Genomic DNA, 26,177 nt, shown 5'->3' with positions numbered 1-26,177 from the left:
TTAATGCACTAACAATCAATGTTTTCGCTTTATAAAGTATATGTATTAGGAATGTAAAGCAACAAAATAAATCTATTGGCGGAACGAAGGACAACTAATAACTGCATCCATTTTTAAATTGTTTAGGCGAAATACCAGTATGTTTTTTAAATACCTTTGTAAAATGACTTTGGTCGTGAAAATTTAGTAATGTAGAAATTTCAGATATAGAATGTCTCGTATATGTCATTAACTTTTTTGACTCATCGACTTTCGCACGCTGAATATATTCATTTAAAGAAATTCCAACTTCTTTTTTGAAAAGGGAAGATAAATAACTAGGGTTTAATGTGACTATTTCTGCAAGGGTATTTAGTGTAATATCACCATAAAGATGAGTGAATATATAATTTTGACATACGTTTATATGTTTTGAATGTTGCTGCATTGTACTATTTTTGACACGTTCTGCAAACTCAAGTAAAGCATTCTCTAAAAAAGGGGGAATTGCTTCATTTTTATGTATTTCTTCGAGTTTTTGTATAAATAAATCACTAATAGTATATGCAATTTCAGGGAAAACTCCGCCTTCAATAGCAGATCTAGTTGCAAGTGTAATAGCTGCAATGGCAGAATTCTTTTGGCTTCGCAGGTGACTTGTCTTTGATAACACCCCAAGTTCTCCTGATTCAGGTAATCTCCTTAGATTTTTAATTAACTCCTCCTTTTTCCCTTGCTTAATACATTCAAATATTTTCCTCTCGGCTAGTGGATCGATATGAGTTAATGTGCTTTGTCGTTGCTCTGATATATGTACATCAGGCTGTTCAATTTCGAATTCCACCTTTTTTACTAGCATGTTTTTTTGCAGTATATCAGCTATGTCCAACTGTTTCTGATATAGCATGTAATAAAGTACTAAACTTACATTTAAAAAACTCATATTATTTAATACGGGTAGAGAACGATAATATCGAATTATTTCTTCTTTGTTTATTTTTAGTTGAAGATCATTAACAATGCCGTTAATTGATGTTTCTGACAGCCTGGAATAAAGGACTGGTCCAACAATTATATTCCCACTAATTTGGTCGTTCAAACGCAGATGAATTGCGAAAAAGTTTTCGAGAAAGGCAGTCTCTACTAGTGACGGAAAAGTATAGGGCGGCTGTTCCTTATATAGTTCATTCAGTATTGCCTCTTTGGAAGAATACATAGGGTTATGCAGAATGTTAGACGAGATTTCAAATACTAAATCTCCTTTGTTAGTAAGAAAATAGATAGGTGTTTTATGTAGATCAAAGACTAGCTTACAAATATAATATAGATCTTCTCGTTTGGAGCAATTCATTATTTTAACCTCTATTCTTTAAAAAACAGCTAAAATTTTTACAAGTATTCTAAAAAATATACCATAATATCTAAAAGATAATAACTATAATATCATTAAGAAAGCGTTTACTTATATGTTTTTTAGGAGGGTTATCATGAAAAGAGATATTAAGAAAATCATTTCTGAAATGACGCTAGAAGAAAAGGCAAGTCTATGTTCTGGATTAGACTTTTGGAATACAAAAGGGATTGAACGATTAGGGATTCCATCAATTATGGTAACTGATGGACCACATGGTCTAAGAAAACAGGCAGAGGGAGCAGATCACTTAGGGATTTATAACAGTATTCCATCGACTTGTTTCCCTTCAGCAGTAGGGTTAGCAAGTACATGGAATAAAGACTTAATACATGAAGTAGGAGTTGCATTAGGAGAAGAATGTCAGGCTGAACATGTAGGTGTTCTCCTTGGACCAGGTGCAAATATTAAACGTTCACCGCTATGCGGAAGAAATTTTGAATATTTTTCAGAGGACCCGTATTTATCATCGCAAATGGCTATAAATCATGTTAAAGGCGTCCAAAGTCAAGGCATTGGAACGTCATTAAAGCATTTCGCAGCTAATAATCAAGAGCATCGCAGAATGTCTGTAGATGCAATTGTTGATGAAAGAACTTTACGTGAAATTTACCTTGCAAGCTTTGAAGATGTTATTAAGGAAGCACAGCCTTGGACAGTAATGAGTGCTTATAATAAAGTAAATGGTGAATACGCTTCGGAAAATAACTATTTGTTACATGATATTTTAAAAGATGAATGGGGATTTGAAGGCTTTGTCGTATCTGATTGGGGCGCAGTAAATGAACGTGTTGCAAGTTTAGCGAACGGTTTAGAGTTAGAAATGCCTTCAAGCTTTGGAATTGGTGAGAAGAAAATTATTGATGCAATTAATTGTGGTGAGCTAAGTGTAGAAAAGCTTGATCAAGCAGTTGAGCGTCTTCTTTACATTATTTTTAAAGCTTATGATAATCAATTAGAAAACGCTACGTATAGTAAGGACACGCATCATCAGCTTGCAAGGGAAGTTGCAAGTGAAAGTATGGTTATGTTACAAAATGAAGATTCCATTCTTCCGCTAAAAAAAGAGGGGACGGTAGCGGTAATTGGAGAATTTGCAAAGCAACCACGTTATCAAGGCGGCGGAAGCTCTCATATTAATCCAACAAAGCTTGAAAGTATTTTTGAAGAACTTGAAATGGTATCAGGTGAAAAAACGAACATATTATTTGCACAAGGCTATGATCTTGCAAGCGATGACGTAGATGAAAACTTGATTAATGAAGCAAAAAAAATAGCTGAGAGTGCAGATACAGCTGTCCTTTTCGTTGGACTTCCAGATCGTTATGAATCAGAAGGCTTTGATCGAAACCATTTACAAATGCCAGAAAATCACGTGCTATTAATTGAAGCTATTGCTGAAGTTCAAAGTAATATCGTTGTAGTTTTAAGTAATGGTGCGCCAATTGAAATGCCATGGATAGGTAAAGTAAAAGGAATACTTGAAGGCTATTTAGGTGGCCAAGCATTAGGCGGAGCAATTGCTGATTTATTATTTGGTGATGCGAATCCAAGTGGGAAGCTAGCAGAAACATTCCCGGAAGTTTTAAGCGATAATCCTTCTTACTTAAACTTCCCTGGTGAAGGTGATAAAGTAGAATATAAAGAAGGCGTGTTCGTTGGGTACCGTTATTATGATGCAAAAAATATTGAACCATTGTTCCCATTTGGCTTTGGGTTAAGTTATTCAAACTTTGAGTATAGTAAACTTTCAATAAGTAAAAACGAGATAAAGGATACGGATACTGTTTCTGTTCTTGTAAACGTGAAAAATACTGGTAGTATAGCTGGGAAAGAAATTGTTCAGCTGTATATAAAAGATGTTGAAAGTAGTATGATTCGTCCTGAAAAAGAATTAAAAGGATTTGAAAAAGTAGAGTTGCAACCGGGAGAAGAAAAAACGGTTAGTTTTACTTTAAATAACAGGTCATTTGCTTATTATAATGTTGAATTGAAGGACTGGCATGTTGAAACAGGTGAATTCGAAATTTTAGTAGGAAAGTCTTCAAGAGAGATTGTTTTACAAGATAACATATTCGTTCAATCAACGACTATAATTAAAAAAACAGTGCATCGGAATACGTTACTAGGGGACATATTTGCGGACCGAATGTTAGCACCAATTGCAAAAGGGCTTATGGAAAAAGCATTAAAAGACAGCCCGTTTTCTAGTATGGCTGAAGGGGATAGTGATGCCTCCGAAATGATGGATGCTATGCTAAATTACATGCCGTTACGAGCGTTAGTAAACTTTAGTGCAGGCGCATTTACAGAAGAAATGTTAAGTGAAATAATTGAGCTATTGAACGATGCGCAAATGAATCAATAAGCGGCGAATGTGAAGAGGTTAGATGGGAGATAACGGTCTGGAAATACCCAATTGGTTTGGGCTAATAATGTATACTTAATATGAATAAACATAGATTTTCAAAAAGCAAATGAGAGTTAGCATCTCATTTGCTTTTTTTGAATTTATTCAGCTAATGTAAAATCAAATAATTGTTCATCATCTACAGCAGACCCATTTAGTTCTTTGTAATGTGGGACATTGATATAAAAAGGTCCTTCGATAGATTTCCCATTATTATCTGTAGCAATAAAAGTAATTTTATAAAGCCTAACGTTTTCACTTCTTTCGGTTCGTATCTAGACTATGTCTGTTACGATGCTATTTTTCTTATTACTTTATCTTGGGTAATAGTAGTAATTACGGGAGAGAAATTGAAGTAACAGTTAACTGCGTTCAATTGTTTTGTGGCATGTTAAACTTAAGCAATTTTAATCATTATTTATAAATAAGAACGATGAGTTGGCCATGAACCTTGGAGTTTCCGAAGTTGTATAATTTGTCCTGTATGATAAGCATCGTGCAAAAGGATATTCATATATTGTTGCCAAACAGGTAGAGAAGGAATCGGTTGATCCAGTTCTGCTTCTTGAAGAGATGTTAATGAAGATTGTAAGGCATCATGTACTTGAAGCGTTCGCTTTACTGTTTGTTGCCAAGTATACTTTTTTAATTCTTTTTTAATAAACATCTTTTGTACTCTTAACGTTAGTAATTGCAAAAATAAACATATGCTTTCTACATTATTTTTCTCCATGTAATACATTCTCCTTTCTCTTCAATATGCCTGCCCTATAGTAGAACAAGAATATGAACTGCAACGTATAAAAGAGCTAAAAAAGGAACCTCCATTATTAATAAGGTATTTAACAATCGGCGTTTTAATGGAGTAAGGATTAAAAAGATTATCATAGTCTTTAGTTTTCGGTAATTGTAATATAATTCTAAAAATATAGAAGGTATTATTCGATAATTATAGAATTAAATATATAGCAAATAAGGAGGGGATCAAATGGAAGTCTTTCATGTAACGAGTAGAAAGAGGGAAACGTACCATATTCAAATGAAGTATTCGATACTTTTCGAATGTGCACTTGGCATTGCGGCAATTACTCATAAAAGGTTAATAGACACACTTGAAAAATCCCAAAGCGAATGGGAAGAAATTAGACAATCATTAACAGAAGAAATGAGGGAGCACTTACAGTTTGTAGAAGAGCATAATACGTGGAAAGCGCTGCTTCAGTTGTTGTATGAAGGAGATTTTCAAAATCTATCACAGTTTATTGCGAATATCGATTCGCTTTCAGAAGAAGATTTAAAGTATATATGTTTACCCTTTGTAGGAGAGAAATATGAAGAAAAAAGACGTTTAGCAGGAAATGGAGACGTAACTGCAGTACAAAAATTAAAGGAACTGACACAGGATCATCAGTTTTTCTCTACGTATATTAGCTTTATATGTAATAGTGATATACAAGAACTAAAGGACCATTTAATCGCCGTTATGACAGGATGGTATGAGAGTGTTATTAAAAAAGAGGAAGAGCAATTAATTTCTATATTAGAGCGAGACTATGAAGCAAAGAATGAAATGAATAAAAAGATGAAACCGGAAGAGTTTGTCGAGTGGGCGACTGGTGGCGTTAACTATATGCCAGAGCCAAGTGTTCATTACGTACTTCTTATCCCGCAACTGACGTACAGACCGTGGAATATAGAAGCTGATATTGAAGATACGAAAGTGTTTCATTATCCTGTCGCAAATGAAAGTATACATCCAGAAGATCCGTATGAGCCGAATTATTTTTTAGTTCAAAAACATAAAGCACTTGGGGATGAAGCGAGATTACGAATTATAAAAATGTTGTTTGAAAAAGAACGTACATTGCAGGAAATTACGGAAAGACTGCAACTTGGTAAATCGACAGTGCATCATCATTTAAAATTATTACGTTCAGCTAAGTTAGTTGATATACATGACGGAAAATATGTATTGAGAAAAAAAGCAGTGCAGTCGTTAGCGAAAGAATTAGATGTATTTTTAAATAGATAATATACAACGAGAATGTACATAAAGGGAGGAATTAAATAGAAAAGTTGGTGAACTATAGTGAAGAGTGTATTGAAAAATCGTTCATTCTTTTTTATGTGGATTGGTAGCGCAATTTCGGAATTAGGCGGAGCTTTCGGGACGTTGTGTAATTCAATTCTTGTTTATGAGTTAACGGGATCAAAAACAGCATTAAGTAGTATGTGGTTATTATATTTTATCCCATCTCTCATACTGCAACTAATAAGCGGACCATTTATTGATAAATGGAGCCGAAAGTGGATTATGATTTTTTCGCAATGGATGCGGGCATCTGTTTTCTTACTACCTTTGGTGATGCTAGTTTCAGGTAGTATAGAAGTTTGGCATATTTATGTTGTTCAAATTGTAGTGGGACTTATTACACCCCTTTATACACCTGCGAGTCAGGCAATTACACCGAGCATTGTAAGTAAAGAACAACTTCAAGACGCAAATGCGTATATTGATGGAATGACTCGTCTCATGATGTTTCTTGCACCAGTATTAGGTGGAGTAGTAATTCATTTCATCGGAACAGAAATTACATTAACTTTCGTATGTATTTGTCTATTTGTTAGTGGTGCTTTCTTACTTTATATAAAAGAAAAGAGAATTACAACAGATATACGAAAAACGTGGCTAGAACAATTTCTTCAAGGTTTTACATATTTTTTTACAAAACCAATCATCGTTTGGCTCGGTATATTTCTTATTTTCGTGCAGTTTGGAGTAGGGGTAACGATGGTTACAAATCTTCCTTATATAAAAGACGAGTTGTCCGCAGGATATGCGGAGTTTGGTTACTTTATGGCTGGTTTCCCGCTTGGCTATGTAGTTGGATCTATACTAGTCGGAAAAGTAACATATAAAAGCCGGCGTATACTTATGCTTGGTGGATTGTTTATAGGAGGGCTCACATACATTTCTCTAGGGTTTAATCATAGTATTATCATTGCAATAATAATTGAAGTAATAGCGGGGATTTGTATTGCATTTTTCAATGTTCATAACACGACAATATGCCAACAAACTGTCCCGAACAATATGATAGGAAAAGTATTTTCAGTTCGACTATTTTTCATACGATCCGCTATGCCGCTAGGTGTGTTAGTAGGAGGCATACTAAGTGAAATGTGGGGAGTTAGAGCGCTATACTTTATCATCGGTGCGATTATATGTGTCACTTCTTTAATAGGAATATTACTTCCATATTTTAAATTTTTAGATGAGGCAGTTGAAGAGAAAACAGCATAATTCAAAAGATTTAAAACTTTATAATTGAAAATAATTATCATAATCAACTATAATAGAAGAATACTAGTATTCGAATTACAAAGAGGGAGTGGGATATATGTTTATCGAAACGAAAACATTTACTGTAAAAGAAGGTACATCAAATATAGTTGTAGAACGTTTCACTGGAGAAGGTATAATTGAAAAATTTAAAGGCTTCATTGACTTAAGCGTTCTTGTAAAAAAAGTAAGACGCGGCGATGAAGAAGTTGTCGTTATGATTCGCTGGGAATCTGAAGAGGCATGGAAAAACTGGGAAACGAGTGAAGAACATTTAGCTGGACATAGAGCGGGCCGTGGTAAACCAAAACCAGATCATATCATTAACGTTGATCATGCAGTTTATTATGTGAAATCATCGAAAGCAGCTTATCAACAGTCGTAAAATATAAGTAGAGGATACATGTTGTAGAAATTAACATGTATCCTCTTTTTTAGTACTGGAGGGATGTAAGTGGTAGAAAACCTTTCATTTATTACATATGGAAAACATAAAAAAATAGTGGAAATAATTTTAAACGAATGTTTATCTATAGAAAAAGTAATCGGATTTATGCTCATCAGTTCTGTCGCAAGAGGTGATGCATATCCTGATTCGGATTTAGACTTATATATTCTTTTAGAAGACGGACAAAAGAAGCGATTTTATTCTGAAATGAGAGAAGATATTTTAATTGAATATAAGTATGCTGATTTTAATCAAATACAAGTAAACTTTAAAAATAATCAGATGGAACTATATTCATTTTTAGAAGGGAAAATTTTGTTTGATAAAAGCGGTGAATTGAAAGAATTAAAGGCAATAGCAAAACAAAAATTTGAAAACTATCGAGTTGCTAGTGATAAAGTAAAGGGCATTTCTCATTGGTTACATAGTTCGCTAATTAAAATTAAGACTGCTCTGAAAGCAAAAGATGAGTTAAAAGCATCATACATAGTTCAAACATCAATTTGGACATTGTTAGAGGGAATATGGGCTATTAATAACAAGCCAGTACCTCCAGCTGGATCTGTTTTGAAGTATATTGAAACATTATCCAAAGCACCAACTCATTTTGAAGATTTTATAAATACACTGTTTTTAGGTGACACGACAGAGCGAATCTCTTCAGCAGTTTTCTTGATTGAGTGGATTTTAATTCATTTGGAGAATAAACAATAGAATACGATTGTCAAATTTTATTGGCAAATAGATATTCCGTTTCGAATCGTTCGTATAATTTCATTCACTGTATTTTAAAAGTTGCGTTGAAAAAACGTTCTAGACGATAGAAAAAAGTATTAAACTATTAAAAAATGAACACTAAAATACCCCGCTTAAACATTCGGGTGTTATTAATATGGGGCAATACGCTTCTATATAGCCCCTGTTTAAAAGGAGATGAGTGAATGAAGTTGAATCATTTGAATTTATGTGTTGATGATTTATTAGAAGCGAGACATTTCTTTGAAACTTTTTTTGATTTTCAATTTTTGGAGCAAAAAGGAAAGGCACTTGTAGTGATGCGCGATGAGAGTGGATTTATACTTGTATTAAGTGATCCAAAAGCATTTAAGGGGAATAAGGACGTTACGTATCCGGAAGCTTTTCATATTGGTTTTTTAGTGGAAACTACAAATGAAGTTGATAAATCATATAATCGTTTAGTAGCTGGTGGCATTGAAATAGACAAGGCACCTTATGCGATGAGAGGTAGTAGTTATGGTTTTTATTTTACAATGTTTAATGGATTGTTAATTGAAGTGTCGTGCCTTGACTATAAAGATGGTAAGAAAGTTCGATAGCAATAAGAGAAATTGTTTTGAAGATGTGAATATAGCCCCTTATCCAGTTTGGAAAGGGGCTTGAGCATTTTATTTGTATGATAAGTGAACATCAAAATAGAGGGTATTCCTCTTAAACTAAATATTATAGATTTAAAATAAAGTTTCATAACAAGGTCTATTTTGCAAAGGAATTGCTTATGCATAAAATACCAATAATGTATACTGATACAAGAAAATTTAGAGAATTAAGCAGGTTTCCCATATGGTGCAGTACGAAACTATTATAAGTAGTACAGTGAAATAAATAGGAGGTTTTCATTATGACAGCTTCATATAAAGCCATGGCGTTCCAGCTGAAAACGGAACGACTCGACCTGAATATGTGGGAGGAATCCGATGCGGTCTGGCTGAGAAAATTAATTGGTGAACGTGGTGTAGATATGCCATCTCTGGACTCGGTTCGCAGCGATCTTATTGAGATGCGCAAGAAAGCAACCGAAAATGGCATATCCCTTCTCACGATTCGTAGACGAGACGAAGGCGATTTCATCGGATACTGTGGCTTAATTATCGGTCGTTCCACGCTTGAAGAGCCGGAGATTGCATATGAGTTGTTCCGCAGTGCTCATTGCATGGGTTATGCGACAGAGGCGGCATCAGCAGTACTGGAGGCTGCGATTGCTACGGGTCGCAAAAGACTTTGGTCAACTGTAGGTGCTTGGAATACGGCGTCCTTCCGGGTATTAGAAAAGATGGGATTTAAGCGGCATCACAGTACGTTTGGTGAACGAGGTGAGATTGTTTGGAACGTACGCGATCTGTAGAAATCGGATTAGATTCGGAACAATTAAAAATATAAAAGAAAGCCCATATGTTAGATATGGGCTTTCTTTATAGTAAATATTGATTTTGTATATATTTCAGTGTAATAGTCTATCTTTTACCTTAGTTTTTTACATCATGATATAATTCCAGCGCCTCTTTCACATTCAATCCGTTCTTTACAATACCATGAATCGCTTGAATCATCGCAGCAGGGTGTTCGGATTGCCATATGTTTCGGCCCATGTCTACTCCAATTGCACCTTCTTGCAGTGCATTGTACGTAATGTTTAATGCGTCTTCGATTGAATCTAGTTTTGGTCCACCGGCGATGACGACTGGGGCAGGGCATGTGCTCGTTATTTTTTCGAATCCTTCGCAGTAGTACGTTTTAATAATGTCAGCACCCATTTCAACACATACGCGGGAAGCGAGTGCGAGGAAGCGTGCCTCTCGTTTTTGTAGTTCTTTGGCGACCGCAGTAATGCCGAGAACTGGTAATCCGTAATCATGAGCTTCTGAAACCACGTTTGCAAGATTTGAAACAGTTTGTGTTTCATAGTCTGATCCAACAAAGACAGAAACGCCGACGCCAATTGCGTTTTGTTTTACTGCTTCTTTCACAGGGGTAACAATTGTTTCGTTCGCTAAATCTTTGCCGACGACAGTAGCTCCGCCAGATACACGCATAACCATCGGTGTGCTGCAGTTTTCAGGAATACAAGAGCTAAGTACACCTCGCGTTAAAAAGAGGGAATCTGTATAAGGAAGTAAGTTTTTAACTGTTTCTAATGGTTGTTCTAGTCCGTGAATTGGTCCTAAAAAATAGCCATGGTCGATCGCTAGCATAACCGCTCTTCCATCAGGTAAAATTGTATTTAATCGATTTTTAAATCCCCAAGTCATTCGAAATCACTCCTTCGTTAATGTTGGATTTTCCGTTTGTACAGTATCTTTATTTGGTAAATGTGGTGACTTTATAAAAACAGCTTTAAAAGGTTTGTCAGAATGGTTAATAAGATAGTGAGATTCATGAGGACGAACTTGTAAGACATCACCTTGTTTAATTGAAACTCTTTCATTATTTACATAGAAGTCTATTTCTCCTTCTAATGCATAAAAGACTTCCTCGCATGTTGTATGGTAATGATTTTGAAACTCTTGCCCAGGCTGAATGACAACAAGGCCAAGATCAATATTTGGACCTTGTATTAAATATTTCGGCCCGTTATCACCGAAGCGATAGGAGAAATCATTTTCATTCGCTTTTCGCATACATTTCACTCCTTTATGTAATGTGTTACAGTGCACCTGGTGCGATCCACATATGTGATGTAAGTCCTATATCAGCTAAAGCGAGCTGACTGTTATACACAGTTTTCCAAGTTTCATAGAACGTCTTATATAGTTCGTGATTTTCAGTAACTGGTTCGAATGTGTTTTCCCACTGTACAAACTGTTCGGCAGTCTCTCCTATAGATGAATATATGCCAGCACCAACACCAGCAGCAATCGCAGTTCCTAAAGCAGCTGCTTCTTTCACAACAGGTACTTTAACAGGAATTCCGAGTACGTCTGAAAGAATTTGTGGCCAAAGTTTTCCTTTAGAGGCGCCGCCAGCAAAAATAACTTCAGAAGGGAACGTACCAGTTAGATTTTCTATTAATTTTAAGTTACCAAGTGTAACGAAGGCGGCATTTTCTTCGATAGCGCGGAACATTTCTTTTTTTCCACATTTGTCAGCATCTAAGCTTAAATTTAAAAAAGAAGGTGCGGCATGACGCCAAGAAATATAGTTCATGACGTTTGAAAAAGTAGGGATAATGCCATGTGAACCGACCGGTACGTCTTTCGCTTGTTCTTCTAACAATTCATAAGCATCTACACCGAGTTTTTCTGCAAGTTTCTTTTCTTCTTGGCAAAAGGCATCTCGAAACCAGCGCATAACGAGACCTGGGAAAAAGGCGATCGTTTCATATTGCCATAGGTTTGGAACGACGTGGCAATTTACGCGAATCGCAGCATACGGATCTGTTATTGGTTTAGTAATATTCACTTCTTGTTGCCAAAAGCTGCCCCCGCATATTAATGTTTGATTAGGCTTCACGACTCCAGTTCCGAGTGATGCCATTTGAGCATCTCCGCCCCCGGCGACTACAGGAATTCCTTCGCGTAAACCAGTTAATGCTGCACACTCTTTTGTAACATTACCAATCACGGTGCCAGCTTCATTTACTTTTGGTGAAAACGGTAAAGTTATCCCGCACTCTTTAGCGACATCGTTATCCCAAGTTCTATTGTGTAAATCAAAAATTCCGGACGTACAACCGTTGGAAGGGTCGATTTGCAGTACGCCGCTTAATTTATATAAAATCCAATCATTTAACATCGTAAAAGAATGAATATTGCTATAGACTTCGGATTCATGTTTTTTAATCCAAAGTAGGCGAGGTAAAGCACCTAATGAAAAAGTTTGACCAGACTTTGTATATAAATCTTTTTCAAGATGTGACCGAATTTCTTTTAGTTCACTAACTTCAGCGGATGCGCGCCCATCAACATTTGCACAAGCCCATATTTCTTGCCCATCTTTATCATATAAAACAAAACCTTCTCGCATACTAGTAGCGCTAATAGCTTGAATAGAAGAAGGAGAGACATTACTTTTTTGTAGAACTTCTTTCGTACACTGTTGTACTAGCTCCCAGTTTTCAATTACATCAAAATTCATAGAGCCTGGGTAAAGAGGGTCGGTTTTATGAACCCATTCTTTTTGACTGACCGCAATTTGATTACCGAGTAAATCAAAAAGTACAGCTCGAATACTTCCAGTACCAGCATCAAAAGCTAATAAAGTAGACATTAACAATCACCATCCTTTCGTAATAAGGAGAGGGCTGTTTCCTCATCTGTAATTAATGTATGAATGAACTTTCCTTTTAAGGCACCATAAATTGCATCTATCTTTTCTGTACCTCCAGCAACACCAATGACATGTTTCATATTGCGAAGAATAGAGAGCGGCGTGCCAATAAGATGATTGTGATGCGGAAGCTCCAATAAATCGCCATTCGTATTATAAAACTGTCCTAAAATATCGCCAGTACCGTTTTGGCTACGAATATATGTCATTTCACGTAGTGTTAATTTTTCTTCTCTCACAATGGTAGCATCTTGAGATAACCCTCCAATACCGACAACTGCCGTTTGTGCAAGTGAAGCGACATGAAGCATATCTTTCACACTCGGTTCTGATAAAATACTTTTTGCCATTTCAGTAGTAGATGCAAGAAAAGGAGTGGGGATAATATGAAGATCACCTTGCATGTAATGTAAATAATTTTGTTTTCTTGGGAGGTAGTGGTTGACTCCGCCTGTTAGCGTTACGATTGAAAGATTAATAGAACTTTCAAAATGAATGTTTTCTAGCATTTTGCTAATCGTTTCTCCCCAGCCAATACCGAGTAAATCGCCTTGCTGGAGCTGAGTCTCTAAATATTGTGCAGCAGCTTTTCCGAGAGAAGTGGGATAATTGTCTATTGGAGTAGGGATAATGAAAGCATCTTTTAGGTTGAATTTTTTCATTAGGTCACGCTCAATGCTCAAACAGTGTAAACCAGTCCCTTTTACGTGAAAAGTAACGATTCCTTCACTGCGCGCCTTATCTAATAACCGAACCACTTTATTTCTTGAAATGTGAAGAAGTGAAGCGATTTCTTGTTGTGTTAATTGATCTTTATAATAGTACCAAGCGACTTTTGTTAACAAATTTTCTTCAAAGTTCAGTTGTGGCATACTCTTCATCCCTTTCAACAATTGACCAATGCTTAAACATATGTGCCACATATTTTGTTTATTCCAGTTGAAACGATGAAACGTCTGGTGAAAAAAGTGTTCTAGATATGAAAAAAGGAATATACAATGCTACAAAACAAGTAGAACAAATAATCATTTTCTCAAAAAATGTTCTGCATAAAGTGAAACTGTAATCAGTGGGGGTTTTATTTCATCCCACTGATTTTCAGCCCGCACCAATCGGGCATGAACGGGTAGTAAATAGCGGGATAAAGGCAGGTGACATCATGTGGAGAACATACCCTTATTACAAGTAAAGAAAATGAGTAAGGCGTTTTCAAATCAACTTGTGCTAAAAGAAGTGAACTTACAAGTAGAGCGTGGAGATATATACGCTTTAGTTGGGGGAAATGGTGCTGGAAAATCAACATTAATGAAAATATTAACGGGGTTATATTCGTATGATAGTGGAGAAATGTATGTAAAAGGAAAGAGGCAACAATTTTTAAATCCGTCAGAAGCACATCGAGAACGTATGTATTTAATACCACAAGAACCACTCATTTTTCCGCATATGACTATTGAAGAAAATATATGTATTGGGCTAAACAGAAAGAAAAAGGAACTGAAAGTAAAGATTCAGCAAATAATGGACAGTTTAGGTTGGGATATTGCCCTTTATGAGCTAGGAGCATCGTTATCCATTGCGCAGCAACAATTAGTAGAAATCGTTAGGGGATTAATACGAGAAGCCGAGATTCTTATTTTAGATGAGCCAACATCGACATTAACAACTCACGAAATGAAGAGTCTTTTTGTGTTGATGAAAAGTTTACAAGAAAAAGGAATTGGGATGATATACATTACGCATCGTTTTCCAGAAATCTTTGAAATTGCTAATAAAGTAGCGATATTACGTGATGGAATGATTATAAGCCAAGGGGATGTATGTGACTATACTTATGACATGCTGATGGAGGGACTATTGCCACAAGGATATAAACAGGAAGAAAAAAGAGAAGTAGTTCAAGAGATAGAAAGGACGAAAAAAATATTAGAAGTAACGAATGTAACTGGCCACGCATTTTCAAATATATCATTCGCTGTACACGCTGGAGAAATTGTAGGTATTGCTGGCATCGTTGGATCAGGTAGAACTGAATTAGCAGAAGCGATATTTGGATTGAAATCTATAAAAACAGGGTCTATTTTATTAGAAGGAAAATCTATTGATACATTTTCTTTGCATAAAAGGCTAGGCGAAGGACTCGTTTATGTGCCAGAGGATAGGGCGAGGAATGGGATTTTCTCAATCGCATCTGTTACAGAAAATATTACAGCAGCATGTTTACAGCAAAATAATCGTTTTTTTATTAGCCGAGAAAAAGAAAGCGCTTTAGCGAAGTCGTATATAGACCAGTTTCGAATTGTTGTGCCAAACATGAATGAAGAACTGGCATCTTTATCAGGAGGTAATCAGCAAAAAGTCGTGCTTGCGAAATATTTAGCATGTAACCCGAAAATTATTATTCTCGATGAACCGACGCGCGGAATTGATGCAAAAGCAAGACTTGAAGTGTATGAGGCGATAGAAAAAATGAAAGGGGAAGGACTCGCCATATTAATTATCTCTTCAGATATTGAGGAAATTGTCCAATTTTCTAACCGTGTATATGTAATGCGAAATGGTCAATTTATTTCTCATTTAGAGAAAGAACAAATGAGTGTAGGTGAAGTTACACGTCTTGCATACGGGGGTGTAACGGAATGAAACGCATGTATAATATGCACGAAACGTCTATCATACTGTTACTACTTATGTATATAGCCATTGTCGGAATGATAAATCCTAGTTTTGTTCAGTTTAACTCGTTATCTTTAATGATGAAATCAAGCGTTATTTTAGTCGTTCTAGCAATTGGCCAATCTTTCGTCTTATTTACGAAAAATATAGATGTATCAGTTGGCTCGATTATGGGATTAAGCGCAGCGGTTTGCGGAATGTTGTTAACGAACGGGTATAGTGCATTCTTTTCAATTGTTGCTACTATTATACTTGGCACTATTATTGGTTTCTTAAACGGGATTGGCGTTGCGAAGTTTCGGGTACCAGCCATTATTATGACATTAGGCATGCTAGGAATTATTAGAGGTGCAATGTTAATCTTCACAGGCGGGAAGTGGATTGAAGATATTCCAAACGATTTTAAGCAGCTGTCATCTATCGTCATACTTGGTCTACCGATAACTGTATGGATTGTTTTTATTATTTTACTACTACTCTATTTCTTTTTAATGAAAGTGCCGTACGGAAGATACTTTTATGCGGTAGGTGATAATGAAAATGGTGCAAGACTCATTGGGATACCTGTTAATAAAGTGAAGATAAATGCGTTTATTATATCGAGCATAAGTGCGGCACTTGCTGGTTGCATTTTTGTTATGAATATCGGGTTCGTTCCAAATCAAACAGGTACAGGAATAGAACTACAGGTTATCGCAGCTGCTGTGCTAGGAGGAATTCATTTAAAAGGGGGAACAGGTTCTATATTTGGGGCCGCATTAGGTGCATTATTTTTAGAAGCAATAAGCAGTTCACTCGTCTTTTTAAAAATACCAGCATTTTGGAATAATGCTATTTCAGGATTTTTACTATTACTTATTATTATATTAGATAGTGTAATGAAAAAGTGGAGAGCAGAAAGGAGGATGAATATATGAAGCATGTTTACAGATGGGAAGGTGTTCTAATCGTATTCCTTCTTATAGAATTCATTCTCTTTAGTTTTCTAAATAGTGATTTCTTCAACGTTAGTAATCTCCTTTTTAGTACAAATGATTTCCTATTTATCGCAATCGCGGCGATACCAATGACTTTCGTTATTGTAACAGGAGGAATTGATGTATCGGTCGGCTCAATAATGGGGCTCACTTCGATTTTGATTGGTGTACTTTGGATGAGCGGAATACCTATTTTGTTTGCTGTCATAATCGCCCTAATAATAAGTTGCTTAGCAGGCGCTTTAAACGGAATCATTATAAAAATGACAGGTGTAGAACCACTTGTCGTTACACTCGGAACGATGTTTTTATACGGAGGAATTGCACTCGTCATTTCAGGAGGTGCGGGCGCTTCTGGATACGAAGGAATAAGTGGTTTACCTGATGCTTATGTGCAACTGGCAAATGGTAGTTCAGTAGGAATACCTAATCTATTATGGATCCTAATCGTATTAACTGTATTATGCACTGTATTGTTTCATCGTACCATATATGGGCGCCACGTAAAATTAACAGGCGCAAACGAAAATGCAGCGAAATACACCGGAATTAAAACGGAGAAAGTAGTCATCATCGCTTATATAATTTCTGGGTTAGGAGGTGGATTAGGGGGAGCTTTCTTAACTGCATATTTTGGTTCCGCACGTGCTGATATGGGAAGTGAAACGATTTTACCGATCATTACAGCAGTCGTATTAGGCGGGACACTTATTACAGGGGGAAAAGGAAGTATTATCGGTACTGTACTAGCGAGTGTATTTATAGGACTAATGCAGTATGGCTTGCAAATGACAGGCTTAACTAATGAACAATCCAATGTAGTGATTGGTATTATCCTTATTCTTTCAGTTATTATGAGACATTTCAAAGTACATCCATTCTTAGCGGGAAAAAGAAGGAATTTGCATAAGGGGGAAATGTCATGAAGAGAAAACTGGGGATTGTTATTATTGTATGTATGTGTTTAATCGGTTTAATTGCTTGCTCTAGTCAAACAGCAGATAAGAAAAAGGCTGATGATGTAAAATTTGCATTCATCCCGAAATTAACTGGAGTTGGTTTCTTCACATCAGGTGGTGAAGGCGCGAAAGAGATGGGGGATAAGCTAGGTGTACAAGTAAAATATGATGGACCGTCTGAAGCGAGTGTATCAGGACAAGTGAAATATATAAATAATTTTATTAACCAAAACTATGATGCATTAATGGTTTCTTCTACATCAGTGGATGGCCTATCACAATCACTGCAACGTGCTAAGAAAAAAGGGATGACAGTGTTAACGTGGGATTCTGATGTGAATCCGAAAGATCGTTCTTTTTATATAAGTCAAGGAACACCAGATCAACTTGCTAATGTATTGATTGAAATGACTTCAAAGCAAATTGGAGATAAAGGAAAAGTAGCATTCTTTTATTCAAGTCCAACTGTAACGGATCAAAACCAATGGGTAACGAAGGCGAAAGAAATAATTAAAAAGAAATATCCGAACTGGGAAATTGTAACGACTCAGTATGGTGAAAATAATGCGCAAAAGTCTTTGTCAGTAGGGGAGAACATATTAAAAACGTATCCTGATATAAACGCAGTCATTTGTCCAGATGCAACAGCACTTCCAGCAATGGCACAAGCAGCAGAAAATTTAAAAATGGATAAAAAAGTAGTTGTAACTGGATTTTCTACGCCGAACGTTATGCGTGATTATGTAAAACGAGGAACAGTACAACAATTTGGATTATGGGATGTAAAACAGCAAGGGGCTCTCGCAACATATGTAGCAAATGAAATTGTTGTGAAAGGGAAGAAGTTAAAAGTAGGGGATAGCTTCGAAGTAAAAGGTATCGGAAAAGTGAAAGTAGAGCCTAACTCCATACAAGGATATGAATATGAGGCAGAAGGAAACGGAATTATCGTATTACCAGAACGAGTTGTCTTTACGAAAGATAATATTGATAAGTATAATTTTTAAAGAAGAAAAAACGTCCGAATATATCGGACGTTTTTATTATGTCATTTTGTGAATGTATTCTTTAATTATGAACAGTTTCTTTTTCGTTTAATCCAAGTGTACGTCCAGTTGAAGTGTGTAAATCTTGGAATAGTCTTGGATTTTCAGTAAGCGAAATGCCATAAGAAGGAATCATTTCTTTTATTTTTTCTTCCCATCCTAATATTCGATCAGGGAAACATTTTTCTAATACTTCAAGCATGACGTGAACAGCAGTAGAAGCACCTGGTGAAGCACCTAGTAATGCAGCGATTGATCCGTCAGCTGCACTTACAACTTCTGTGCCGAATTGAAGTGTACCTTTACCGCCAGCATCAGTATCTTTAATTACTTGTACACGTTGCCCAGCAACTACAATATCCCAATCTTCACTTTTCGCGTTCGGAATGAATTCGCGTAATTCTTCCATACGTTTTTCATGTGATAACATAACTTGCTGAATTAAGTATTTTGTAAGTCCCATTTCTTTTACACCAGCAGCTAACATCGTTAAGACGTTATTCGGTTTAACAGAACCGATTAAGTCAAGATTTGAACCAGTTTTTAAGAATTTAGGTGAGAACCCTGCGAACGGTCCGAACAGTAAAGCTTTTTTATTATCTATATATCTCGTATCTAGATGAGGTACAGACATTGGTGGAGCACCAACTTTAGCTTTACCGTAAACTTTAGCATGGTGTTGCTCAATTACTTTTTGATTTTTACATACCATAAATAGTCCACTTACTGGGAATCCACCAATATGTTTTGATTCAGGAATACCTGTCTTTTGTAGTAGAGGTAGGCTACCGCCACCGCCACCGATAAAGACAAATTTTGCAGTATGATGTTCGATTTTACCACTATTCATATCGTGTACTTTTACTTCCCACAAACCATTCTTCGTGCGTTTAATATTTTCGACACTATGTTTGTAGTTTAGCTCGACATTTTTCGTTTGTAAGTAATCAAACAACATACGTGTTAATGCACCGAAGTTAACATCTGTTCCAGAGTCAATCTTCGTTGCAGCCATCGGTTCATTAGATGTACGACCTTCCATAATGAGAGGAAGCCATTTTTTTAATGTTTCAGGAGCATCAGAAAACTCCATTCCTTGAAACAGTGGATTTTTTGAAAGCGCTTCAAAACGGTTTTTTAGAAACTCTACATTTTTTTCCCCTTCTACTAAACTCATATGAGGAAGTGGCATAATAAAATCTTGTGGATTACGAATTAATTTGCTTTTTACAAGATATGCCCAAAATTGTCTTGAAAGCTGGAATTGCTCATTCACTTTTACAGCCTTACTAATATCTATAGATCCGTCAGATTTTTCGGAAGTATAGTTCAGTTCGCATAGCGCAGAATGCCCTGTACCTGCATTATTCCATTCGTTAGAGCTTTCTTCCCCGGCACTTGCGAGTTTTTCAAAAACTTTAATTTCCCATTCAGGTGCTAATTCTTTTAGTAATGAGCCTAACGTTGCACTCATAATTCCTGCACCAATTAAGATAACGTCTGTTTTTTGCTGCATGTTGCTCATGATAATCTCTCCATCCCCTATATTGGCAAAAAAGAGTAGGTGTTTTCTATGTCTAAGCCGTAAAAGAGAAACACCGCCTAGGCCCCACCTAGGTGTATACCTTTTTTGTCTCAATTATATAACCATCTCATACTCTATTATAATAATTAATAGACTAAAATATCTAGTGTTATCTGATAATTTTAAACTATTTAACGTTTTATTCGCTAAAAATCTTATTTAACAAGCTCTTTTAAGGTGATAAATAGAAAAAAATTACAGTTTGAAATTATCTCGAAAAAGCTTACGTATCCTTAAGTGACTAAATCGAATACCTTTTTATGGGATTTTTCTTTCGGTAATGGTAAGATTATTCCGAAAAATGAAAAGGAGGGCTTTTAATGCGTACAAAAGAGCAAATTTCAAACTTATTTCGAAACTTTTCAATAAAGGAATGTAAAGGGTCAAGTGATTTATATGAATATTTATCAATGAAAATTGCTGAAGATGAGGAAGTACTTACACTATCGTCCTATGCTCAGGTAGGTCAACCAGTCCCAAACTTATTATTAGGTGCAGTACATTATTTATTGCTTGCAGGAAAAGAACATCATTTAAAAACGTATTATAGTAGTTTAGTTGAAAATGCCGAAACAAATTTAGATAAAGCTTTTGATCATTTTAAAGGTTTCTGTAAAGAATACCGAGAAGAAATCATTACTTTGTTACAAACAAAACTCGTTCAAACGAATGAAGTAAGAAGGTGCGCATACTTATACCCAAGTTTCTGTTACATATTTAACAAAGTGAACAAACCATTAGCATTAATTGAAATTGGGACAAGCTCTGGATTACAACTGTTCTGGGACCAATACCGTTATTCGTACGGAACGGATGAAATGTACGGAAATGTAAATTCAAATGTGCATGTAACTTCTGAAATAAGAGGGGAGAATGTGCCGCGTTTTCTAAAACAAAATCCACCTGTCGTAGAAAGAATCGGGCTTGATTTACATGTGAATGATTTACATAATGAGGAAGATTATTTATGGCTACGTGCACTCATTTGGCCAGAACATAAAGAAAGGCTTGAAATGTTTGACCAAGCAGCGACGCTTGTAAAAGAAAAATCAGTGCAATTAATTGAAGGGGACGGTGTAGCGCTTCTTCCGGCCATTGTAAATCAAATAAGGGAAGATGCTGTTATTTGTATTTTCCATACACATGTGGCAAACCAAATACCTGAAAATGTAAAACATACGCTAGAAAAACAAATGAAAGAAATTGGTGCAAAACGTGATGTATTCCACCTATATAACAACATGTGGGATCGTGATCTTCATATTGATTATTATATTAACGGAAACGAATATTGTGAAACTGTTGGGGAAACGGAAGGGCATGGGAGATGGTTTAGTTGGAAGCTTGAGGATGAGTCGCTTTGTTAATGTAATTCTATAGGAAGGGGACCTTTTGTTTTAGAATTTAAATTCTCTGATTAATATGATAATACTTTATGATAAGTTGTATATAAAGATAAGATAAAAAGGATGATAAGCATGCAAAAGAGACCAGACGCAAATGAATATAATCCGTATTATTCAACGTACATAAATTTAATACCAAATGGAGATATCATACGTATTCTAGAGCAACAAATGAAGGAAACAAATCTTTTATTGAAAGATATTTCTGATAGTGAGGGACATTTTCGATATGCTCCTAATAAATGGAGTATAAAAGAAGTAATCGGTCATATTGTGGATACTGAACGTATTATGGCATATCGATTGCTTTCCATAGCAAGAGGCGAGACAGCAGAACTTCCTGGATATAACGATGATATGTATGTTCTTAGAGCAGCTTTTGATAAGCAATCTATGCAAGATCTTCTTGAGAATTTAACAGTTGTTCGCCAATCTACTGTGCATTTGCTTAAAAGTTTAGATAAAGAAGCCTGGTTACAAAGGGGAATCGCGAACAATTCTGAAGTCACGGTTCTTGCATTAGCAAACATTATCGCTGGTCATGAGCTTCATCATCGTCAAATTATAAAAGAACGTTATTTGGGTTCTAATGCATATCCAGCAAGTTAAAATAAAAAAATAGTAGTACCTGCAAAAGAAGGAAGAAATGCATACCAAGTGTATATAAACGGATAGTATGTTGTCTAAAAAAGAGTTTGAGAAAGTTTTACTTTCGGTGGTGGAATAGTGAGTGGTATGTAGAGACTAAATGAAAAACGGTGAAAGTAATAACGGATTCGTTTTTTATACTCATAATATTATTATGTAAACAAATTTAACGGATGTACATTTGTTAAATGATTCAATATTTTGATTTTTCTACGGCTGTATCAGTATGATGTTCTTAGGGGGGATCATATGAGTAAACACAAAAGGGTCATAGCGATTTCAGGAAGTATTAGGGAAGGGTCATCCAACACAAACGTATTAAAAACTTTAGCAGCATTTATTCCAGAAGGTATAGATTACACTATTTATAATGGGATAGGGGAACTACCTCATTTTAATCCGGATGTAGATCGAGTTGGAGCACCGATTGTTGTTGAAAAATTTCGAAAGACATTAAGTGAGGCACATGCACTTATTATTTGTACACCAGAGTACGCAAAAAGTATTCCAGGAGTTTTGAAGAATGCATTAGAATGGCTTGTTTCATCAGCGGAACTTTATAAAAAGCCAGTTGCTATTATAACAGCTTCACCGTCGATTGCTGGAGGGGATAAAGCTCATGAATCATTATTACTTACGCTAGGTATGCTAGATACAATTGTCATTCAAAATGGTTCGCTATTAATCCCATCAGTGCGCACTAAATTTAGTGATGATGCAAAGGTAACAGATGAGGATACAAAGGAAGCTCTTATCTCTTTAGTTCAAAGTGTAGTAGACGAGATAAAGAAATAATGATTTAGTTCGTATTAAAGTGAAAATGGACTTTTATAATAATAAAAGATAAAAGCAATGCTACGGTTAGTTCAAATGTAGCACTGCTTTTTTATATAGTTAAATGTATGTACTCAAAATCTCCCCAGGCAATCCATCAATCTCGCAAACTTTTTCAGATGTAAAACCGAAGTTTAATAATATTTTACGAGAGGGGATATTATTCGGATCAATAATTGCTTTTAATACGTTTACTTCTGTTTGCTTCGCTATATGCATTAATTCCTTTGCAATCGCACTACCATATCTCTTTCCCCAGTATCCTGGCAAAATCATATAACCAATTTCAGCCTCTTTTTCATTTTCCTCACTGAGTGTAACGTGTCCAAGGCCGATATATTCATTTGTAATAGAGTCATACACTTTATAGGAGCCAAATAGCCGATGCTTTTCGTTGCGCTTTAACAATTTTTCAAAGTCATTTTGTGCCTCATCTAACGGAATGGCACGCTCGGTAATTTGCGCCATCACTTCTTCATTTGATACGAGTTGGAAATATTGATTGAAATCTGTTGCTCCATATTTAGTAAAATATAGCTTTTGCATAATATTCCTCCAAACCAATTTTTATTTGTTCTTCAGAAAAGAAAAAGTAAGCTAAATCGTAATTTCAATTTGATTACCTTCCGGATCGCCTATCACACTTTCGTAATATCCATCTCCAGTGAAACGAGGTCCACTTAATAAAGGGTAACCATCATCTTGTAATGTTGTAGTAAATTTATTTACACGTTCTTCACTACCGACAGAAAAAGCCATATGTGCATAGCCAGTTATATGAAGGTTAGGCTGGTTTTCTATACCTTTTTTACGCATTAGTTCGATCCTTGCTCCAGATTCGAACGTAATAAAATAAGATTCAAATTGTTTCGCTTCATTATGATATAAAGAGTTTGATTTACCGTTAAAGTATTTTATATAAAAATCACGCATTAATTCTAAATCATTTACCCAAATTGCGATATGTTCAATTTTCATAGGTTCCACCAATCCTATCTGTACTAATTAGGCTTTCACTGTATAAAAATTGTACTTATATTACAAGGAATTTGATTTGGCAAAAAAGATAATTTTTAGTTGTGTCCGTACATACAATGTGTAATTAAGTGAATGACTTACATAGGAATTACTGAAAAGGGTGAATGAGGCTTATGAGTCAATTTGAGCAAATGATGTACGTTGGTGTCATTATGTCTATTGTACTTTCCCTAATGGTATTGGGGTCTTTATATTATAATCCTCGTCTATCATTAAATGATTATCCGAAAGATATTCAAAAGGTAGTTCTTCCAAAATCAATTCATGAAAAAAAGCAAACGATTTACTTTAATATTGCATACAATATAATTCTTTTCGGAACTCCTTTTGTTTCTACATATATACTACATCAACAAGAAAAATTATTGTATATTGAAGCTTATTTACATACTTTAGGCATTTTAATGATCTTCAATTTAGTAGATTTAATTATAATTGATTGGCTTATTTTTTGCTGGATTACTCCGAGGTTTGTTGTTATTCCTTGTACGGATGGGATGAAGGGATATAAAGATTACATGTTCCATTTAAGAGGGGCTATAGTCGGTACTTCATTTTTAGCAATTGTAAGTTTATTTCTGGCAGGAATTGCAACGACTATTTAGTAAAAAGAAAAAGGATTAGAAACGTTTATATAAGATAAAGAGATTGATAATTTATAGAATTAAAAATGAGAATTTGATACTATTGGAGTAAAGGGTTTTAATAACGGTATATTAGGCAGTATAAATATATCATTGTAAATGTTTTGATATTCCGTGAAATTACCTAATTTTATGGGAGCATTTCATAAAACCCAAAAAAAGCAATGGAGGCTAATATGAAAAAAATAATTGGCGCAGCAACAGCAACAGTTTTTGGATTGGGGGCTTTTACTACATCTGCTATCGCAGAAACGATCGTAACAGCGGATGTACTCAACGTACGTGAAAAGCCAACTACGGAATCAAAAGTTATCGAAAAAGTAAAAGAAGGACAAAAGTTAAAAGTAATAAATACCGAAGAAGGATGGTCAAAAATTGATTTAAATGGTAAAGAATTGTTTGTAAGTTCGGAGTTTACAAAAGATATTTATCATGTAACAGCAAACTTGTTAAATGTACGCTCTGAAGCAAACACAGAATCAGAAATTCTTGGTAGACTGAAAAAAGATGATGTAATTGAATCAACGCATCAAGCAAAAGACGGATGGCTACAATTTGAGTATAAAGGAAAAACAGCTTATGCAAATGTTTCTTTCCTATCAAGTACAGCACCAAGTGAAAAGAAAGCTGGAGAGAAAACGAAGCAAGTAGCGAAAGTACAAAAAGCGGTAAAAGCTAAGGAAGAAGCCAAAACGCAGAAAGTAGCAAAAATACAGGAAATAGCAAAAACGAAAGAAACAACAAAAGTACTGGAAGAAGTAAAAGTACAAGAAGTAGCAAAAAGTAAGGAAGAAAAGAAAGTGCAAGAAATAGCGAAGCCTAAAGAAGAAACAAAAGTACAAGAAATAGCGAAGCCTAAGGAAGAAGCAAAAGTAAAAGAGGTAGAAAAAGTTAAAGAAGAGGCGAAAGCGCAAGAAATAGCGAAGCCTAAAGAAGAAACAAAAGTACAAGAAATAGCGAAGGCTAAGGAAGAAGCAAAAGCACAAGAAATAGCAAAGTCTAAGGAAGAAGCAAAAGCACAAGAAATAGTAAAGGCTAAAGAAGAAGCGAAAGCACAAGAAATAGCAAAGTCTAAGGAAGAAGCGAAAGCACAAGAAATAGTAAAGGCTAAAGAAGAAGCGAAAGCACAAGAAATAGCAAGGGCTAAGGAAGAAGCGAAAGCTCGAGAAATAGAAAAGGCTAAAGAAGAAGCGAAAGCAAAAGAAGAATCTAAAAATAACACACAGTCTGCTAAACGTGAATTAACGGTAGTAGCGACAGCATATACTGCTGATCCAAGTGAAAATGGTACATATGGTGGACGCGTTTTAACTGCGATGGGGCATGATTTAACGGCTAATCCGAATATGAGAATTATCGCAGTTGATCCGAAAGTAATTCCTTTAGGATCTAAAGTATGGGTAGAAGGTTATGGAGAAGCCATCGCTGGAGATACCGGAAGTGCAATTAAAGGTAATCGCATTGATGTTTTAATGGGGTCAAAAAGTAAAGCTATGAATTGGGGAAGACAAACCGTTAAAGTGAAAATTCTATAATATATATAGTTATCTAGATAGAAGTCAGTTCTCTTTATTGAGGCTGGCTTTTATTTTTTGAGTTAGTGAAATTCATTGCTAAATTTGAATTGAAAATTAAATTCAATATGGAACTTGTTCGTGTTTATTAATTGAAAATACATCAAAAGCGAGGGGAGTTGAATGTCTATTTAA

25 protein-coding genes are annotated in these 26,177 nt (G+C 35.5%); 16 read left to right on the top strand and 9 right to left on the bottom strand.

Features of this window, described 5'->3' with window-relative positions:
* Nucleotides 1-94: 94 nt before the first annotated feature.
* Nucleotides 95-1,330, bottom strand: a complete 1,236-nt coding sequence (locus JDS95_RS14285; protein ID WP_085450313.1) for a helix-turn-helix domain-containing protein — start codon at nucleotides 1,328-1,330, stop codon at nucleotides 95-97.
* A 136-nt stretch (nucleotides 1,331-1,466) separates the two neighbouring features.
* On the opposite strand from JDS95_RS14285, the gene JDS95_RS14280 reads away from it, so the two are divergent.
* Nucleotides 1,467-3,758 (top strand): glycoside hydrolase family 3 C-terminal domain-containing protein, encoded by a 2,292-nt coding sequence (locus JDS95_RS14280; RefSeq protein ID WP_199690570.1) that lies wholly within the window; start codon nucleotides 1,467-1,469, stop codon nucleotides 3,756-3,758.
* A gap of 460 nt (nucleotides 3,759-4,218) precedes the next feature.
* Here the strand turns inward: JDS95_RS14280 and JDS95_RS14275 are convergent, their stop codons facing one another.
* On the bottom strand, nucleotides 4,219-4,533 hold the full coding sequence (locus tag JDS95_RS14275) for a serine/threonine protein phosphatase (protein ID WP_199690568.1): 315 nt from the start codon (nucleotides 4,531-4,533) through the stop codon (nucleotides 4,219-4,221).
* Between the two features lie 255 nt (nucleotides 4,534-4,788).
* On the opposite strand from JDS95_RS14275, the gene JDS95_RS14270 reads away from it, so the two are divergent.
* From JDS95_RS14270 to JDS95_RS14245, 6 genes are all read left to right on the top strand, one after another.
* Nucleotides 4,789-5,832, top strand: a complete 1,044-nt coding sequence (locus JDS95_RS14270) for an ArsR/SmtB family transcription factor (protein ID WP_000451630.1) — start codon at nucleotides 4,789-4,791, stop codon at nucleotides 5,830-5,832.
* 57 nt (nucleotides 5,833-5,889) lie between these two features.
* Complete coding sequence (locus JDS95_RS14265; protein ID WP_000843815.1) at nucleotides 5,890-7,104, top strand: MFS transporter; 1,215 nt, start codon at nucleotides 5,890-5,892, stop codon at nucleotides 7,102-7,104.
* Between the two features lie 97 nt (nucleotides 7,105-7,201).
* Complete coding sequence (gene hmoA / locus JDS95_RS14260; RefSeq protein WP_000469506.1) at nucleotides 7,202-7,528, top strand: heme-degrading monooxygenase HmoA; 327 nt, start codon at nucleotides 7,202-7,204, stop codon at nucleotides 7,526-7,528.
* A gap of 69 nt (nucleotides 7,529-7,597) precedes the next feature.
* Complete coding sequence (locus JDS95_RS14255) at nucleotides 7,598-8,305, top strand: nucleotidyltransferase domain-containing protein (protein ID WP_000230060.1); 708 nt, start codon at nucleotides 7,598-7,600, stop codon at nucleotides 8,303-8,305.
* Nucleotides 8,306-8,532: 227 nt separating this feature from the next.
* Nucleotides 8,533-8,928, top strand: a complete 396-nt coding sequence (locus JDS95_RS14250; RefSeq protein ID WP_000773070.1) for a VOC family protein — start codon at nucleotides 8,533-8,535, stop codon at nucleotides 8,926-8,928.
* A 302-nt stretch (nucleotides 8,929-9,230) separates the two neighbouring features.
* Nucleotides 9,231-9,734 carry a GNAT family N-acetyltransferase gene (locus tag JDS95_RS14245; RefSeq protein ID WP_000127330.1) on the top strand — a complete coding sequence of 168 codons (504 nt, stop codon included), beginning with the start codon at nucleotides 9,231-9,233 and terminating at the stop codon, nucleotides 9,732-9,734.
* 121 nt (nucleotides 9,735-9,855) lie between these two features.
* On the opposite strand, the gene lsrF is transcribed toward JDS95_RS14245, so the two are convergent.
* From lsrF to JDS95_RS14225, 4 genes are read right to left on the bottom strand one after another with little or no spacing between them, the layout of a single operon-like run.
* On the bottom strand, nucleotides 9,856-10,638 hold the full coding sequence (gene lsrF, locus JDS95_RS14240) for a 3-hydroxy-5-phosphonooxypentane-2,4-dione thiolase (protein WP_000219773.1): 783 nt from the start codon (nucleotides 10,636-10,638) through the stop codon (nucleotides 9,856-9,858).
* Between the two features lie 6 nt (nucleotides 10,639-10,644).
* Nucleotides 10,645-11,007, bottom strand: coding sequence for a cupin domain-containing protein (locus JDS95_RS14235; RefSeq protein ID WP_001224019.1), 363 nt, complete (start codon nucleotides 11,005-11,007; stop codon nucleotides 10,645-10,647).
* A gap of 25 nt (nucleotides 11,008-11,032) precedes the next feature.
* Complete coding sequence (gene lsrK / locus JDS95_RS14230) at nucleotides 11,033-12,595, bottom strand: autoinducer-2 kinase (RefSeq protein ID WP_000105710.1); 1,563 nt, start codon at nucleotides 12,593-12,595, stop codon at nucleotides 11,033-11,035.
* Nucleotides 12,595-13,545 (bottom strand): sugar-binding transcriptional regulator, encoded by a 951-nt coding sequence (locus JDS95_RS14225; RefSeq protein WP_199690601.1) that lies wholly within the window; start codon nucleotides 13,543-13,545, stop codon nucleotides 12,595-12,597. The genes lsrK and JDS95_RS14225 overlap by 1 nt, the downstream gene beginning before the upstream one ends.
* 271 nt (nucleotides 13,546-13,816) lie before the next feature.
* On the opposite strand from JDS95_RS14225, the gene JDS95_RS14220 reads away from it, so the two are divergent.
* Genes JDS95_RS14220 through lsrB form a run of 4 tightly spaced genes read left to right on the top strand, consistent with a single transcriptional unit; the run spans nucleotide 13,817 to nucleotide 18,274 of the window.
* Nucleotides 13,817-15,298 carry a sugar ABC transporter ATP-binding protein gene (locus JDS95_RS14220; RefSeq protein WP_139823497.1) on the top strand — a complete coding sequence of 494 codons (1,482 nt, stop codon included), beginning with the start codon at nucleotides 13,817-13,819 and terminating at the stop codon, nucleotides 15,296-15,298.
* A complete protein-coding gene (locus JDS95_RS14215) occupies nucleotides 15,295-16,248 on the top strand; it encodes an ABC transporter permease subunit (RefSeq protein ID WP_000827688.1) in 954 nt (317 codons plus the stop codon). The genes JDS95_RS14220 and JDS95_RS14215 overlap by 4 nt, the downstream gene beginning before the upstream one ends.
* Nucleotides 16,245-17,234, top strand: coding sequence for an ABC transporter permease (locus tag JDS95_RS14210; RefSeq protein ID WP_000683487.1), 990 nt, complete (start codon nucleotides 16,245-16,247; stop codon nucleotides 17,232-17,234). The genes JDS95_RS14215 and JDS95_RS14210 overlap by 4 nt, the downstream gene beginning before the upstream one ends.
* On the top strand, nucleotides 17,231-18,274 hold the full coding sequence (gene lsrB / locus JDS95_RS14205) for an autoinducer 2 ABC transporter substrate-binding protein LsrB (RefSeq protein WP_000823647.1): 1,044 nt from the start codon (nucleotides 17,231-17,233) through the stop codon (nucleotides 18,272-18,274). The genes JDS95_RS14210 and lsrB overlap by 4 nt, the downstream gene beginning before the upstream one ends.
* Before the next feature lie 61 nt (nucleotides 18,275-18,335).
* On the opposite strand, the gene JDS95_RS14200 is transcribed toward lsrB, so the two are convergent.
* Complete coding sequence (locus JDS95_RS14200; RefSeq protein ID WP_000069153.1) at nucleotides 18,336-19,838, bottom strand: malate:quinone oxidoreductase; 1,503 nt, start codon at nucleotides 19,836-19,838, stop codon at nucleotides 18,336-18,338.
* Between the two features lie 380 nt (nucleotides 19,839-20,218).
* On the opposite strand from JDS95_RS14200, the gene JDS95_RS14195 reads away from it, so the two are divergent.
* From JDS95_RS14195 to JDS95_RS14185, 3 genes are all read left to right on the top strand, one after another.
* Nucleotides 20,219-21,265 (top strand): DUF2332 domain-containing protein, encoded by a 1,047-nt coding sequence (locus JDS95_RS14195; protein WP_001259292.1) that lies wholly within the window; start codon nucleotides 20,219-20,221, stop codon nucleotides 21,263-21,265.
* 111 nt (nucleotides 21,266-21,376) lie between these two features.
* On the top strand, nucleotides 21,377-21,913 hold the full coding sequence (locus tag JDS95_RS14190; RefSeq protein WP_085450307.1) for a DinB family protein: 537 nt from the start codon (nucleotides 21,377-21,379) through the stop codon (nucleotides 21,911-21,913).
* Between the two features lie 288 nt (nucleotides 21,914-22,201).
* Entirely contained in the window at nucleotides 22,202-22,747 is a 546-nt protein-coding gene (locus JDS95_RS14185; RefSeq protein WP_000033751.1) for an NADPH-dependent FMN reductase, read from the top strand.
* Nucleotides 22,748-22,846: 99 nt separating this feature from the next.
* Here JDS95_RS14185 and JDS95_RS14180 read toward each other — a convergent pair whose 3' ends face one another.
* Entirely contained in the window at nucleotides 22,847-23,332 is a 486-nt protein-coding gene (locus tag JDS95_RS14180) for a GNAT family N-acetyltransferase (RefSeq protein WP_001171007.1), read from the bottom strand.
* Nucleotides 23,333-23,383: 51 nt separating this feature from the next.
* A complete protein-coding gene (locus JDS95_RS14175) occupies nucleotides 23,384-23,764 on the bottom strand; it encodes a VOC family protein (RefSeq protein ID WP_000687537.1) in 381 nt (126 codons plus the stop codon).
* A gap of 173 nt (nucleotides 23,765-23,937) precedes the next feature.
* Here JDS95_RS14175 and JDS95_RS14170 point away from each other — a divergent pair, with 173 nt between their 5' ends.
* Nucleotides 23,938-24,429: a nitroreductase gene (locus tag JDS95_RS14170; RefSeq protein WP_199690566.1), complete on the top strand. Its 492-nt coding sequence runs from the start codon at nucleotides 23,938-23,940 to the stop codon at nucleotides 24,427-24,429.
* Nucleotides 24,430-24,644: 215 nt separating this feature from the next.
* Nucleotides 24,645-26,003 (top strand): cell wall-binding protein EntB, encoded by a 1,359-nt coding sequence (gene entB, locus JDS95_RS14165; protein WP_144467083.1) that lies wholly within the window; start codon nucleotides 24,645-24,647, stop codon nucleotides 26,001-26,003.
* Nucleotides 26,004-26,177 lie beyond the last annotated feature (174 nt).

Source organism: Bacillus cereus group sp. N24 (assembly GCF_016483345.1).
In the GTDB taxonomy this organism is placed as follows: Bacteria; Bacillota; Bacilli; order Bacillales; family Bacillaceae_G; genus Bacillus_A; species Bacillus_A toyonensis.
Note: the sequence above shows the minus strand (reverse complement) of the source record. Positions and strands in the feature narration are given on the sequence as shown.

What these genes read in the sequence shown, in the direction of transcription:
- JDS95_RS14285 (WP_085450313.1), bottom strand. Translation starts at nt 1,330, where the DNA reads ATGAATTGCTCCAAACGAGAAGATCTATATTATATTTGTAAGCTAGTC.
- JDS95_RS14280 (WP_199690570.1), top strand. Translation starts at nt 1,467, where the DNA reads ATGAAAAGAGATATTAAGAAAATCATTTCTGAAATGACGCTAGAAGAA.
- JDS95_RS14275 (WP_199690568.1), bottom strand. Translation starts at nt 4,533, where the DNA reads ATGGAGAAAAATAATGTAGAAAGCATATGTTTATTTTTGCAATTACTA.
- JDS95_RS14270 (WP_000451630.1), top strand. Translation starts at nt 4,789, where the DNA reads ATGGAAGTCTTTCATGTAACGAGTAGAAAGAGGGAAACGTACCATATT.
- hmoA (WP_000469506.1), top strand. Translation starts at nt 7,202, where the DNA reads ATGTTTATCGAAACGAAAACATTTACTGTAAAAGAAGGTACATCAAAT.
- JDS95_RS14250 (WP_000773070.1), top strand. Translation starts at nt 8,533, where the DNA reads ATGAAGTTGAATCATTTGAATTTATGTGTTGATGATTTATTAGAAGCG.
- JDS95_RS14245 (WP_000127330.1), top strand. Translation starts at nt 9,231, where the DNA reads ATGACAGCTTCATATAAAGCCATGGCGTTCCAGCTGAAAACGGAACGA.
- lsrF (WP_000219773.1), bottom strand. Translation starts at nt 10,638, where the DNA reads ATGACTTGGGGATTTAAAAATCGATTAAATACAATTTTACCTGATGGA.
- JDS95_RS14235 (WP_001224019.1), bottom strand. Translation starts at nt 11,007, where the DNA reads ATGCGAAAAGCGAATGAAAATGATTTCTCCTATCGCTTCGGTGATAAC.
- lsrK (WP_000105710.1), bottom strand. Translation starts at nt 12,595, where the DNA reads ATGTCTACTTTATTAGCTTTTGATGCTGGTACTGGAAGTATTCGAGCT.
- JDS95_RS14215 (WP_000827688.1), top strand. Translation starts at nt 15,295, where the DNA reads ATGAAACGCATGTATAATATGCACGAAACGTCTATCATACTGTTACTA.
- JDS95_RS14210 (WP_000683487.1), top strand. Translation starts at nt 16,245, where the DNA reads ATGAAGCATGTTTACAGATGGGAAGGTGTTCTAATCGTATTCCTTCTT.
- lsrB (WP_000823647.1), top strand. Translation starts at nt 17,231, where the DNA reads ATGAAGAGAAAACTGGGGATTGTTATTATTGTATGTATGTGTTTAATC.
- JDS95_RS14200 (WP_000069153.1), bottom strand. Translation starts at nt 19,838, where the DNA reads ATGAGCAACATGCAGCAAAAAACAGACGTTATCTTAATTGGTGCAGGA.
- JDS95_RS14195 (WP_001259292.1), top strand. Translation starts at nt 20,219, where the DNA reads ATGCGTACAAAAGAGCAAATTTCAAACTTATTTCGAAACTTTTCAATA.
- JDS95_RS14190 (WP_085450307.1), top strand. Translation starts at nt 21,377, where the DNA reads ATGCAAAAGAGACCAGACGCAAATGAATATAATCCGTATTATTCAACG.
- JDS95_RS14185 (WP_000033751.1), top strand. Translation starts at nt 22,202, where the DNA reads ATGAGTAAACACAAAAGGGTCATAGCGATTTCAGGAAGTATTAGGGAA.
- JDS95_RS14180 (WP_001171007.1), bottom strand. Translation starts at nt 23,332, where the DNA reads ATGCAAAAGCTATATTTTACTAAATATGGAGCAACAGATTTCAATCAA.
- JDS95_RS14175 (WP_000687537.1), bottom strand. Translation starts at nt 23,764, where the DNA reads ATGAAAATTGAACATATCGCAATTTGGGTAAATGATTTAGAATTAATG.
- JDS95_RS14170 (WP_199690566.1), top strand. Translation starts at nt 23,938, where the DNA reads ATGAGTCAATTTGAGCAAATGATGTACGTTGGTGTCATTATGTCTATT.
- entB (WP_144467083.1), top strand. Translation starts at nt 24,645, where the DNA reads ATGAAAAAAATAATTGGCGCAGCAACAGCAACAGTTTTTGGATTGGGG.